The sequence below is a fragment of the Stenotrophomonas maltophilia group sp. vghtpe118 genome (genome assembly GCF_052605195.1).
This window is the reverse complement of the sequence record NZ_CP199672.1, coordinates 2,150,896-2,162,938: the sequence shown is the minus strand read 5'-3', so window position 1 is coordinate 2,162,938 and position 12,043 is coordinate 2,150,896. Positions and strand designations below refer to the sequence as shown.

The window sequence follows — 12,043 nt, the reverse complement described above, 5'->3', positions numbered from 1 at the left end:
CGGGAAGCGGGGTCAGAGCCCCTGCGGGGATCCGACCCCGGAACCCGCGCCGGAGCAGGTACGTTAGAACCAAAAGGAATAACATTCTGGCCCATGGCGCGGGCGCGCGACCGCCTGCGCTGGTAGGCTGCACGCCCCCTTCCGTCACCCAGCCGGTGAGCCACGCCCGTGATCGAGTTCCAGCGCCTGCACAAATCCTATGCCGTTGCCGGCCGCGAGATCAGCGCGCTGCAACCGTTGGACCTGACCATCGAGGCCGGTGAGGTTTTCGGCATCATCGGCCATTCCGGCGCCGGCAAGTCGACCCTGATCCGCATGATCAACCGCCTGGAAGAACCCAGCGGTGGCCGGCTGCTGATTGGTGGTGAGGATGTCACCGCGCTGGACGCCGACGGCCTGCGCGCGCTGCGCCGGCGCATCGGCATGATCTTCCAGCATTTCAATCTGCTGTCGTCGCGCACGGTGGCGGGCAATGTCGCCTTTCCGCTGGAACTGGCCGGCACGCCGAAGGCGGAAATCGACGCGCGTGTGGCCGAGCTGCTGCAGACCGTGGGCCTGGAAGCGCATGCGCAGAAGTATCCGGCGCAGCTGTCCGGTGGCCAGAAGCAGCGCGTCGGCATCGCCCGCGCGCTGGCGACCCGTCCGCAGATCCTGCTGTGCGACGAGGCCACCAGTGCGCTCGACCCGCAGACCACTGCTTCGGTGCTGTCACTGCTGTCGAAGATCAATCGCGAGCTCGGCCTGACCGTCGTGCTGATCACCCACGAGATGGACGTGATCCGCCGTGTCTGCGACCGCGTTGCGGTGCTCGATGCCGGCCAGATGGTCGAAACCGGTCCGGTCACCCGGGTGTTCCTGCACCCGCAGCATCCGACCACGCGCCGGTTCGTCAGCGAGTCGGAGCATGTGGACGAGGGCGCGCTGCACCGTGATTTCGATGCCGTTGGCGGCCGTATCGTGCGCCTGACCTTCCTCGGTGGCGACACCTACGAACCCCTGCTCGGCAGCGTCGCGCGGCAGACCGGGGTCGACTACAACATCCTGTCCGGCCGTATCGACCGGATCAAGGACACCCCGTATGGCCAGCTGGTGGTCGCCCTGGTGGGCGGCGACCAGTCCGCCGCGCAGGCTGCCTTCGTGGCCGCCGGCGTGCACGTCGAGGAGCTGCGTCGATGATCATTGCTGCTGCTGGCGGCTTCTTCCGTCACCTGGATGCGGGCAAGTGGGCCGACATCGGCCAGGCCACCCTCGACACGCTGCTGATGCTGCTCGGTTCGCTGCCGCTGACGCTGGCCATCGGCCTGCCGCTGGGCGTGCTGCTGTACCTGTTCGGCGCGCCACAGATGAAGCGGAGGCCGTTCGCCTATGGCGCGCTGGCACTGGTGGTGAACCTGCTGCGCTCGGTGCCTTTCATCATCCTGATGATCGTGCTGATTCCGGTCACGTTGTTCCTGATGGGAACCTCGCTGGGCGTGCGCGGCGCGATCGTGCCGCTGGTGATCGGCGCAGCGCCGTTCTATGCGCGCCTGGTCGAGACCGCGCTGCGCGAAGTGGATCGAGGCGTCATCGAGGCGACCCAGGCGATGGGCGCCACCACCTGGCAGCTGGTGACCCGCGTGCTGCTGCCGGAAGCGCGCCCCGGCCTGATCGCCGGTGCCACCGTCACCACCGTGGCCCTGATCGGCTTCACTGCGATGGGCGGTGCGATCGGTTCCGGCGGCCTCGGCGACCTGGCGTTCCGCGATGGCTACCAGCGTTCGCACACCGACGTGGCCCTGGTCACCGTGGTCCTGCTGCTGGTCCTGGTGCAGCTGCTGCAGATGCTCGGCGACCGCCTGGTCGCGCATTACAGCCGCAAGTAACCGCTACGCCTGCCGGTAGCCGGCCAGCGGCCGGCTCTACCCCATTGCCTGGAAACGGTAGTGCCGGCCGCTGGCCGGCAATTCCACGTGCGGTCAACGCGCGTTCGGTACTTCGTAGCCCAGCTTGCCGACCTGCTCCGGGTGCTGCGGCACGCGCTTGAGCTTGTCGGTGTTCACCCCGTACTCGTCACGCAGGCGCTCGGCCAGCTCCTTGTACAGGGCTTTGTCCATGTCCGGCGTGCGCGAGAAGATCCACGCCATCTCACGGCCCGGATAACCGATCAGCGCCCACGAGTAATCCGGGGCGACGTCCAGCACCCGGGAGTGGGTCGGCACCACGCGGTAGAACCAGGTGCGCCAGCCGTGGTTGCCGCTGTCCGGGTCGACGCTGGCGCGTGCGCGGATCTCCTGCAGGGGTTCGCCGAAGCCGTCGCGGTAGCGGTAGGTGATGCCGACCTTGTGCTCGTCGCGCAACTCGTACTCGTTGACGCTGGCGACGTGCCCGCGTTCGATGAAGTTCGGCACGCGGCCGATCACGTACCAGGTGCCCATGAAGCGCTTGAGGTCGATCGGGGCATCCGGATTGGCGCGCGGGGCGCTGGCACGGGGTGATGGCGGCTCACCGACCGCCATGGCGGGGCCCGCCAGGGACAGGGCCAGCAACACGGCGCAGAGCGGGCGGATCGAAGTCATGCGGGAGCGGGCTCAGGAGGGCTTTGCCTGAGCATGGTCGACTGAGCGTGCGCGATCCGTCAATGGTGTCGCAATCTGTGAGAAGGGGCTTGCCCAAGCTGTGTTGCATTGTCTACCGGAGAAGGCTCATGAACACACGTTCCGTCCGTCACTCTGCAACTGAACGCATCATCGAACGCGCCGACCCGCGCCTGCTGCGTGGCGTGCGGCAACTGGTGCTGGCCGGACTGGCGCTGGTACTGGTCTGGCCAGCGGCACGTGGCAGCAGCGCGTGGTTGGGCTGGCTGCCGATGTGGCTGATCGGCATGCCGCTCGCGGCCTGGTGGGCGCTGTTGCGCTTCCCGCTGCCGCGCCTGTCGCGGCTGCCGAAGGTGCGGCGTACCGGTGGACAGGCGCGTCGCCGGCGCGGCCCGGCGGCCACGGCCTGACCTTCGACACGGGGGAGGCCGCGGCATTCCGTGCTAGCGTTCCACGGCTTATGACTGCCTGGAGCTGCAATGTCACGACTCGCTTCCGCCTGCCTGTTGGCCGGCATGATGACCGCTGCCTCGGTGGGGACCGCCGTGGCCGCTGAAGATACCGACCGCTACGCCTGGCTGGAGGACGTTACCGGCGACAAGCCGCTGTCCTGGGTCAAGGAACAGAATGCCAAGTCCGAGGCGCGCCTGGCGCAGACCCCGGCCTTCAAGCAGATGGAGACCCGCATCCGCGAGGTGCTCGATTCCGATGCCAAGATTCCGGGCGTGCAGAAGATCGGCGACTACTACTACAACTTCTGGAAGGACCAGCAGCACGAGCGCGGCCTGTGGCGGCGCACCACCCTGGCCGAGTACCGCAAGGCGTCGCCGCAGTGGGAGACCGTGCTCGACCTGGATGCGCTGAACAAGGCCGAGGGTGAGAACTGGGTCTGGCACGGCGCCGATTGCCTGCGCCCGGATTACAGCCGTTGCCTGATCGCGCTGTCGCGCGGCGGCGCCGACGCCGACGTCACCCGCGAGTTCGACCTGGCCAACAAGACCTGGATCAAGGACGGCTTCTTCCGTCCGGAGTCGAAGGGGGGCCTCAACTGGGTCGACCGCGACACCGTGTTCGTCTACACCGACTTCGGTGCCGGCACGATGACCACGTCCGGCTATCCGCGCGTGGCCAAGCTGTGGAAGCGCGGCACGCCGATGGCCTCGGCCACCGTGGTGTACGAAGGCAAGCCGGAAGACATGTACATCGCGGCGATGCACGATGACACCCCGGGCTTCGAGCGCAACCTGGTCAGCCGTACGCTGGCGTTCTACAACAACGAACTCTACCTGCGTGGCGACGACGGCACGCTGACCAAGATCGACGCGCCGAATTCGGCCGAGAAGGGCCTGCACAAGCAGTGGCTGACCCTGGAGCTGCGCGACCCGTGGACCGTGGGCGGCAAGACCTATGCGTCCGGTTCGCTGCTGGCGATCCAGCTGGACGACTTCCTTGCCGGCAAGCGCGACTTCGAGGTGCTGTTCACCCCGACCGCGACCACCTCGCTGGCCAGCGCCACCTGGACCAAAAGCCACCTGGTGCTGAACGTGCTGGACGACGTCAAGAACCGCCTGTCGGTGCTGACCCCGGGCGCCAATGGCTGGCAGACCAGCCGCTTCGTCGGCGCCCCGGCCTTCGGCACGCTGGGCGTGGCTGCAGTGGACAGCAATGACAGCGACGCGGTGTGGCTGACCGCCACCGATTACCTGACCCCGACCACGCTGGCCCTGGCCGAGATCGGCCAGGCCCCGGAAACGCTGAAGACCATGCCGGCCTTCTTCGACGCCAAGGGCAAGGTGATCGAGCAGCACTTCGCCACCAGCAAGGACGGCACCCGCGTGCCGTACTTCGTGGTGCACGACAGGGCGATGAAGCTCGATGGCTCCAATCCGACGTTGCTGTACGGCTACGGTGGCTTCGAGATCTCGCTGACCCCGAGCTATTCCGGTGGCATGGGCCGCGCCTGGCTGGAGAAGGGCGGCGTGTACGTGGTGGCCAACATCCGTGGCGGCGGCGAGTACGGCCCGCGCTGGCACCAGGCGGCGCTGAAGCAGAACCGCCATAAGGCCTACGAAGACATGGCCGCGGTGGCGCGGGACCTGGTCAAGCGCAAGATCACCAGCGCCAAGCACCTGGGCGTGCAGGGCGGCAGCAACGGTGGCCTGCTGACCGGCAACATGCTGACCCAGTACCCGGAGCTGTTCGGTGCGGTGGTGGTGCAGGTGCCGTTGCTGGACATGAAGCGCTACAGCCACCTGTTGGCGGGTGCCTCATGGATGGCCGAGTATGGCAACCCGGATACCAGTGACTGGGAGTTCATCAAGACCTTCTCGCCGTACCACCTGTTCAACGCGAAGAAGAACTACCCGCCGGTGCTGTTCACGACCTCGACCCGCGACGACCGCGTGCACCCGGGGCATGCCCGCAAGATGGCGGCGAAGATGATCGACGCCGGCAAGGACGTGACCTACTACGAGAACATTGAAGGAGGGCACGGCGGCGCCGCCAACAACGCGCAGGCCGCGCACATGTCGGCGCTGGCGTACAGCTTCCTGTGGGAGCGGTTGGGCGGCAAGTAAGCAGAACGGAAAACGCCGCCCCAGGGCGGCGTTTTTCTTTGCCCGGTGGTGCCGGCCGCTGGCCGGCAAACCTGCCATGCGTGGATGATGCCGTCGCCGGCCAGCGGCCGGCACTACCGTCAACGTGATCCCTGCCAACGCTTCAATCCGCGCGCAATCCGCGCCACCGCCTCCTGCAATCGCGGTACCTCCTGGGTATAGGCCAGGCGCACGTGCTGGTTGGCACGATGGAAGCCGAAATCCAGGCCCGGGGTGAACGCCACCTGCTCGGTTTCCAGGAAATGCGCGCAGAATGCCTGCGCGTCGTCGGTGAATGCACTGACGTCGGCGTACAGGTAGAACGCGCCCTGTGGCTCGACTTCGATACGGAAGCCCAGCTCACGCAGTGCCGGCAGCAGGAAGTCGCGACGCTGGCGGAACGCGTCGCGGCGCTGCTCGAAGATCGCCATGGATTCCTCGCTGAAGCAGGCGAGCGCGGCGTGCTGGGCGATGCTCGAGGCGCTGATGTACAGGTTCTGCGCCAGCTTCTCCAGATCCGGTACTGCGGACGGCGGCGCCACCAGCCAGCCCAGCCGCCACCCGGTCATGCCGAAGTACTTGGAAAAACTGTTCAGTACGAATGCGTTGTCGTCCACCTGCAGCACGCTGGGCGCGTCCAGGCCGTAGGTCAGGCCGTGATAGATCTCGTCCACCACCAGGTGGCCGCCCCGCGCGTGCAGGGTCTGCGACAGTGCAGCCAGTTCGTCGGCGGAGAGCACGGTGCCGGTCGGGTTGGCCGGCGAGGCAACCAGCGCGCCGACGCTGTCGGCATTCCAATGCTGTTCCACCAGCGACGGCGTGAGCTGGTACGCAGTGTCCGGGCCGACCGGCACCAGCTGTGCGCCGCCTTCGACGAGGCGCAGGAAGTGGCGGTTGCAGGGGTAGCCGGGGTCGGCCAGCAGCCAGTGGCGGCCGGGGTCGACCAGCAGGCTGCTGGCCAGCAGCAGCGCACCGGACCCACCCGGGGTGACCAGAATGCGTTCAGGGTCGATGTCCAGACCGTAGTGGCTGCGATAGAAACCGCTGATCGCCTGGCGCAGGGCCGGCAGGCCACGTGCGGCGGTGTAGCGGGTATGGCCGGCGGCCAGTGCGGCCTGGCCGGCCCGCACGACCGGTTCGGCGGTAGTGAAGTCCGGTTCGCCGATTTCCAGGTGGATCACATCGTGGCCGGCCTGTTCCAGCGCCTGCGCGCGGGCCAGCAGGGACATCACATGGAACGGAGCGATTTCATGGCTGCGCCGGCTGTAGCCCGGCGTGTGGGGCAGGGTACTCATGGATCCATGGTACGCCGGTCGGCATGGCCCATGACGATCCGCAGGGTTGCCGCTTGGCTGCGATTGGGGTCAGATCCCTTTTCGGGAAAAGGGATCTGACCCCGCCGAAGACCATTGCATTGATGCGCCAGGAACCCTACTTCATGAAGTCCACCCTCTGCCTGTTGCTCGCCAGCCTGATGACCACGACTGCTACCGCCGCCACTCCGCCCGTTCCGCCGGACGCCGCCAGGCATCCGCACGTGGTCAAGGCGCCGTTCGGCGCGACCCGCAACGATGACTATTACTGGCTGCGCGATGACAAGCGCGCGGACAAGGACATGCTGGCCTACCTGCAGGCCGAGAATGCCTACGCCGACCAGCTGCTGGCACCGCTGAAGCCACTGGAAGACACCCTGTACAAGGAGATTGTCGGCCGCATCAAGCAGGACGATTCCAGCGTGCCGGCGCGCGAGCGCGGCTACTGGTACTACAGCCGTTTCGAGACCGGCCAGGACTACCCCATCCACGCGCGCCGCAAGGGCAGCATGGAGGCCGCCGAGGAAATCCTGCTGGACGTCAATACGATGGCTGCCGGCAAGGGCTACTTCAGCGTCGGCTCGATGGAGGTCAGCCAGGACAACCAGTTGCTGGCCTGGGCCGATGATGATGTCGGCCGCCGCCAGTACACGATCCGCTTCAAGGATCTGGCCACCGGCAAGGTGCTGCCCGATGTGATCACCGGCAGCTCCGGCGACCTGGTCTGGGCCGACGACAACCGCACCGTGCTGTATGTCGAGAACGATCCGGAAACGCTGCTCACCGTGCGCGTGAAGAAGCACGTGCTGGGCACTCCAGCCAGCGCCGACACCGTCGTCTACGAAGAGAAGGACGACAGCTTCTACATGGGCATCGGCCGCACCCGCGACGATCGCTTCATCACCATCGGCGTGCACAGCACTGTGTCCTCGGAAGAGCGCTACGCACCGGCCAGCGATCCGACCACCTTCACCGTGCTGGCCCCGCGCCAGCGTGACGTCGAGTACGACGCCGACCACTACGACGGCCGCTGGGTGATCCGCACCAACGACGGTGCGAAGAACTTCAAGCTGGTCACCGCACCGACCGATGCCACCTCGCGTGCGCAGTGGAAGGACTGGATCGCGCATGACGATGCGGTGTTCATCGAAGGCTTCGAGCTGTTCGACAGCTACACCGCCATCGCCGAACGTTCCGAGGGCCTGGAGCGCATCCGCCTGCTGTTCAAGGATGGCCGCAGCGACTACGTGAAGGCTGATGAGCCGGCGTACTCGATGGGCCTGGGCGACAACACCGAGGCCAATACGCCGTGGCTGCGCTACGTCTACACCTCGATGACAACCCCGACCACCGTGTTCGAGCTGAACACCGCCACCGGTGAGCGTCGCCAGCTGAAGGTGCAGCCGGTGATCGGCTATGACGCCTCGAAGTACGAAACCGACCGCGTCTGGATCACCGCGCGCGATGGGGTGCAGGTGCCGGTGTCGCTGGTCTACCGCAAGGGCTACCAGAAGGATGGCAAGGGCGCGCTGTTCCAGTACGCCTATGGCAGCTATGGCATGTCGATGGATCCGTACTTCAACCAGACGGCGGTGAGCCTGCTCGACCGCGGCGTGGTGTATGCCATTGCCCATATCCGTGGTGGCCAGGAAATGGGCCGCGACTGGTACGAGAACGGCAAGCTGCTGCACAAGCAGAACACCTTCAACGACTTCATCGACGTCACCCGCGGCCTGGTCGCACAGGGCTGGGCGGCGAAGGATCGTGTCGCCGCGTCCGGCGGCAGCGCAGGTGGCCTGCTGATGGGCGCGGTGGCCAACCAGGCCCCGCAGGATTACCGGGTGATGGTGGCCCAGGTCCCGTTCGTCGACGTGGTCACCACCATGCTCGACCCGACCATTCCGCTGACGACCAACGAATACGATGAGTGGGGCAACCCGGAGCAGAAGCCGTATTACGACTACATGCTGTCCTACTCGCCCTACGACAACGTGAAGCAGCAGGCGTACCCGGCGCTGTTCGTGGGTACCGGCCTGTGGGATTCGCAGGTGCAGTACTGGGAGCCGGCCAAGTGGGTGGCCAAGCTGCGTGATCACAACACCGGCCCCTACCCGATCCTGTTCCGCACCAACATGGAAGCCGGCCACGGCGGCAAGTCGGGGCGCTTCCAGCGCTACCGCGAGCTGTCCGAGTCGTACGCGTTCGTGCTGCAGCAGCTGGGCATCGCCCAGCCGTAACGGCGAAGGGGTGCCGGGCGTTGCCGGGCACCCCGAACCGTTATCCTTGCGGCCATGAGCCTGCCCGAGCCCTCCGCATCCCGCAATACCGCCACGCCACCGCGCGTGGTGCGTTTCCGCTGGGCGTGGTGGCTGCTGGCCTACGTCAGCCTGGGCACCGGCATCGTCGGCATCTTCGTGCCGGGCCTCCCGACCACCGTATTCATCCTGATCTCGGCGTGGGCTGCATCACGTGGGTCCGAACGTCTGCACACCTGGCTGCTGCAGCACCCGCGCTTCGGCCCGGCCATCGCCAACTGGCAGGCACATGGTGCGGTCAGCCGCTACGGCAAGTGGATGGCCACGATCACCATGGCGGTGTGCGCCTGCATCATGCTGTGGTGCGTGCCGGTCGCCTGGGTGAAGTGGTTCTCGATCGGCAGCATGACCGTGGTGGCGATCTGGCTGTGGACGCGGCCGTTGCCACCGCCCGCGGATTGAGCGCCTGCGGTAGTGCCGGCCGCTGGCCGGCAACCCGATCCCCTGCACGAACCGCTCAGCCGCCAATGGCTATACTCGGGGCATGAAGATCCCCCATCGAAACGCCATCCTGATTCCGCTGGCAGCGGCCTCGCTGCTGCTCCTCGCCGCCTGCGGCAACAAGGGCCCGCTGGTACTGCCGCAGAAGCCGGTGCCGGTGGAAGAAACCGTCGAACCGGCCGCCGAGCCCGCCACCGAGGCGACCCCGGCCGAGGGCCAGGGCGCCGTTGCTCCGGCCACGACCGTCGACCCGGCTGCAACGACCCCCCAGCCGGCACCCGCGCCAGCGAAGAAGGCGGGCAGCGGGAATGAGTAAGGCCGGTTCCAGGGCCTTGCGCTTCAGCAAGATGCATGGCGCGGGCAATGATTTCGTAGTGATCGACCTGCGTGACGGTACTGCGCCGCCCACGCCTGAACTGGCCGCGCGCCTGGCCGACCGCCACACCGGCGTCGGCTGCGATCAGATCCTGACCATCGAGGCGCCGCGTGCGGAAGGCTCGGTGGCCTCGTACCGCATCTGGAACGCCGACGGTTCCAATTCCGAGCAGTGCGGCAATGGCGCGCGCTGCATCGCGGCCTGGCTGGTGCGCGAGGGCAGTGCGCAGGGCGATGCGTTCGTCATCGACAGCCCGCTGGCCAGCCATGAAGTGAAGGTGCTCGGTGATGGGCAATTCGCGGTAACCATGGGCGTGCCCGCGTTCGAGCCGGCCAACGTGCCGCTGATGGGCTTCGCCCATCCGCGCGAGGAATACCTGCTGCCGCTGCAGGGGGAGAGCGTCCGCTTTGCTGCGGTGTCGATGGGCAACCCGCATGCGGTGATCGAAGTGGGCCTGATCGATGCCGCTCCGGTTGAACGCGTCGGTGCGCTGCTGCAGCAGCACGCGTCGTTCCCGCGCTCGGTGAACGTGGGCTTCGCCCAGGTGATGGGCCCGGCGCACGCCCGCCTGCGCGTGTTCGAGCGCGGTGTCGGCGAGACCCTGGCCTGCGGCAGTGGTGCCTGCGCCGCCGCCGTGACCCTGATGCAGCGCGGCCGCCTGCAGCGCGATGCGCGCATCAGCCTGCCCGGAGGTGACCTGCGCATCCAGTGGCCGGGCGATGGCCAGCCGGTGGTGATGGCGGGCCCGACCGCATTCGTCTTCGAAGGGGAGTGGATGGCATGACCGAAACCGTCGACAAGCTCGGGGCCCATGAAGTCGCTGCCTGGTTGCGGCGACATCCCGGCTTCCTCAAGCAGTTCCCGGACCTGGCCCTGACCCTGGTGGTGCCGCGCGATGACGGCCCGACCGCATCACTGGCCAGCTACCAGCTGGAAGTGCTGCGCGAGAAGAACCGCGAGCTGGCACGACGGTTGGCCGACCTGGGCGCCACCGCCCAGGTCAATGAACGCCTGGCAGTGCGCACGCACCAGCTGACCCTGGCACTGATGAAGCAGGACAACGCGGCCGATACCCTGCGCGCGATGGCCGCATCGCTGCAGGAAGACTTCGCCGGCGACCTGGTGCGGCTGGTGGTGCATGCGCCGGTGGCCGGGCTGGAACAGGCCGACTGGCTGCAGGTGATTGCTGCCGATGATCCGCAACTGGGCCCGTTCCGCGATTGCCTGAACGACGGCGAGCCGATCTGCGGCCGCCTGCAGCCGGAAAAGAATGCCGTCCTGTACGGCGTGCGCAGCGAGGAAGTGCAGACCACCGCGCTGCTGCCGTTGCCGGGCGTCGGCCTGATCGCAGTCGGCAGCCACGACCCGAACCGCTTCTACCCGGGCATGGGCACGCTGTTCCTGCGCATGATGGGCGACGCCCTGGCCACTGGCCTGAAGCGCTTCCACGACTGAGCAGGACCGGACGACGATGAGCGCGGTACAGGCCTTCCTGCAGCACCTGCAGGTGGAGCGGCGGATGTCGGCGCATACGCTTGACGCCTACCGCCGCGACCTGGACGCGCTAGCGGTCTGGGCCGAACCGCGTGGCGTAGCGGTGGAGGCGCTCGATGCCGATGCGTTGCGCCAGTTCGTCGCCGACGAGCATCGCCGCGGCCTGTCGGCCAAGAGCCTGCAACGCCGCCTGTCGGCCTGCCGCAGCTTCTATGCCTGGCTGCTCAAGCACGGGCGCATCGAGGTCAGTCCGGCAGCGACGCTGAAGGCACCGCGCGCGCCGCGCCGGTTGCCGCAGGTCCTTGACGCCGATGAGGCGGTGCAGCTGGTCGAACTGGAGCCGGAAGGTGAGCTCGGCCGCCGTGACCGCGCGCTGCTGGAACTGTTCTATTCCTCCGGCCTGCGCCTGAGCGAAGTCTGCGCGCTGACCTGGCGCGACCTGGATTTCGACAGCGGGCTGGTCAACGTGCTGGGCAAGGGCAACCGCCAGCGCCGGGTGCCGTTCGGGCGGCCGGCACGCGAAGCGCTGCAGGCGTGGCGCGCGGAAAGTGGCGGTGGTCCGGCATCGCCGGTGTTCCCCGGTCGCAACGGGCCAATCAGCCAGCGTGCGGTGCAGATCCGCATCCGCCAGCTGGCGCAGCGCCAGGGCCTGTTCAAGCAGGTGCACCCGCACATGCTGCGGCATAGTTTCGCCAGCCACATCCTGGAATCGTCCGGCGACCTGCGTGGTGTGCAGGAGCTGCTGGGCCATGCCGACATCGCCACCACGCAGATCTATACCCACCTCGATTTCCAGCACCTGGCCAAGGTCTACGACGCCGCGCATCCGCGCGCCAAGCGGCGACGCAGCAACGAGGGCAGCGGAGAAAGCTGAACGTTGCCCCTGCGTCAGCCGGTCGCGGGTGGCTTGAAGGGCGCAGCGCAGTCCCCACCTCTG

General features: G+C 67.3%; 12 protein-coding genes. 10 read left to right on the top strand and 2 right to left on the bottom strand.

All coding sequences use genetic code 11. The annotated features are described in order from the left end of the window. Positions 1-168: 168 nt before the first annotated feature. A complete protein-coding gene (locus tag ACUDTM_RS09885) occupies positions 169-1,176 on the top strand; it encodes a methionine ABC transporter ATP-binding protein (protein ID WP_072167209.1) in 1,008 nt (335 codons plus the stop codon). After that, positions 1,173-1,862 (top strand): methionine ABC transporter permease, encoded by a 690-nt coding sequence (locus ACUDTM_RS09880; RefSeq protein WP_065196496.1) that lies wholly within the window; start codon positions 1,173-1,175, stop codon positions 1,860-1,862. The genes ACUDTM_RS09885 and ACUDTM_RS09880 overlap by 4 nt, the downstream gene beginning before the upstream one ends. 93 nt (positions 1,863-1,955) lie before the next feature. On the opposite strand, the gene ACUDTM_RS09875 is transcribed toward ACUDTM_RS09880, so the two are convergent. Next, positions 1,956-2,555 carry a lipocalin family protein gene (locus ACUDTM_RS09875; RefSeq protein ID WP_088496542.1) on the bottom strand — a complete coding sequence of 200 codons (600 nt, stop codon included), beginning with the start codon at positions 2,553-2,555 and terminating at the stop codon, positions 1,956-1,958. A 128-nt stretch (positions 2,556-2,683) separates the two neighbouring features. Here ACUDTM_RS09875 and ACUDTM_RS09870 point away from each other — a divergent pair, with 128 nt between their 5' ends. Beyond that, complete coding sequence (locus ACUDTM_RS09870; RefSeq protein ID WP_088496541.1) at positions 2,684-2,983, top strand: hypothetical protein; 300 nt, start codon at positions 2,684-2,686, stop codon at positions 2,981-2,983. A gap of 69 nt (positions 2,984-3,052) precedes the next feature. Then, entirely contained in the window at positions 3,053-5,149 is a 2,097-nt protein-coding gene (locus ACUDTM_RS09865) for a prolyl oligopeptidase family serine peptidase (RefSeq protein WP_072167207.1), read from the top strand. 119 nt (positions 5,150-5,268) lie between these two features. On the opposite strand, the gene ACUDTM_RS09860 is transcribed toward ACUDTM_RS09865, so the two are convergent. Then, complete coding sequence (locus ACUDTM_RS09860) at positions 5,269-6,462, bottom strand: pyridoxal phosphate-dependent aminotransferase (protein WP_088496540.1); 1,194 nt, start codon at positions 6,460-6,462, stop codon at positions 5,269-5,271. A gap of 143 nt (positions 6,463-6,605) precedes the next feature. On the opposite strand from ACUDTM_RS09860, the gene ACUDTM_RS09855 reads away from it, so the two are divergent. The 6 genes from ACUDTM_RS09855 to xerC all read left to right on the top strand — a co-directional run bounded on the left by ACUDTM_RS09855 (position 6,606) and on the right by xerC (position 11,980). Next, positions 6,606-8,717 (top strand): S9 family peptidase, encoded by a 2,112-nt coding sequence (locus ACUDTM_RS09855; RefSeq protein WP_445391290.1) that lies wholly within the window; start codon positions 6,606-6,608, stop codon positions 8,715-8,717. A gap of 54 nt (positions 8,718-8,771) precedes the next feature. Continuing rightward, positions 8,772-9,197, top strand: coding sequence for a YbaN family protein (locus tag ACUDTM_RS09850; RefSeq protein ID WP_072167205.1), 426 nt, complete (start codon positions 8,772-8,774; stop codon positions 9,195-9,197). An 82-nt stretch (positions 9,198-9,279) separates the two neighbouring features. Beyond that, complete coding sequence (lptM, locus tag ACUDTM_RS09845) at positions 9,280-9,552, top strand: LPS translocon maturation chaperone LptM (protein WP_072167204.1); 273 nt, start codon at positions 9,280-9,282, stop codon at positions 9,550-9,552. Further along, the gene (gene dapF / locus ACUDTM_RS09840; RefSeq protein ID WP_088496538.1) at positions 9,545-10,396 is read left to right on the top strand and encodes a diaminopimelate epimerase; all 852 of its coding nucleotides are present in this window, start codon (positions 9,545-9,547) and stop codon (positions 10,394-10,396) included. The genes lptM and dapF overlap by 8 nt, the downstream gene beginning before the upstream one ends. After that, positions 10,393-11,067, top strand: coding sequence for a DUF484 family protein (locus ACUDTM_RS09835; protein WP_005419445.1), 675 nt, complete (start codon positions 10,393-10,395; stop codon positions 11,065-11,067). The genes dapF and ACUDTM_RS09835 overlap by 4 nt, the downstream gene beginning before the upstream one ends. Before the next feature lie 16 nt (positions 11,068-11,083). After that, positions 11,084-11,980, top strand: a complete 897-nt coding sequence (xerC, locus tag ACUDTM_RS09830; RefSeq protein WP_072167202.1) for a tyrosine recombinase XerC — start codon at positions 11,084-11,086, stop codon at positions 11,978-11,980. Positions 11,981-12,043: the final 63 nt, after the last annotated feature.

Coding starts and splice junctions, on each gene's coding strand:
- ACUDTM_RS09835 (WP_005419445.1), top strand. CDS start 10,393: ATGACCGAAACCGTCGACAAGCTCGGGGCCCATGAAGTCGCTGCCTGG.
- ACUDTM_RS09875 (WP_088496542.1), bottom strand. CDS start 2,555: ATGACTTCGATCCGCCCGCTCTGCGCCGTGTTGCTGGCCCTGTCCCTG.
- ACUDTM_RS09880 (WP_065196496.1), top strand. CDS start 1,173: ATGATCATTGCTGCTGCTGGCGGCTTCTTCCGTCACCTGGATGCGGGC.
- xerC (WP_072167202.1), top strand. CDS start 11,084: ATGAGCGCGGTACAGGCCTTCCTGCAGCACCTGCAGGTGGAGCGGCGG.
- ACUDTM_RS09855 (WP_445391290.1), top strand. CDS start 6,606: ATGAAGTCCACCCTCTGCCTGTTGCTCGCCAGCCTGATGACCACGACT.
- ACUDTM_RS09865 (WP_072167207.1), top strand. CDS start 3,053: ATGTCACGACTCGCTTCCGCCTGCCTGTTGGCCGGCATGATGACCGCT.
- dapF (WP_088496538.1), top strand. CDS start 9,545: ATGAGTAAGGCCGGTTCCAGGGCCTTGCGCTTCAGCAAGATGCATGGC.
- lptM (WP_072167204.1), top strand. CDS start 9,280: ATGAAGATCCCCCATCGAAACGCCATCCTGATTCCGCTGGCAGCGGCC.
- ACUDTM_RS09850 (WP_072167205.1), top strand. CDS start 8,772: ATGAGCCTGCCCGAGCCCTCCGCATCCCGCAATACCGCCACGCCACCG.
- ACUDTM_RS09870 (WP_088496541.1), top strand. CDS start 2,684: ATGAACACACGTTCCGTCCGTCACTCTGCAACTGAACGCATCATCGAA.
- ACUDTM_RS09860 (WP_088496540.1), bottom strand. CDS start 6,462: ATGAGTACCCTGCCCCACACGCCGGGCTACAGCCGGCGCAGCCATGAA.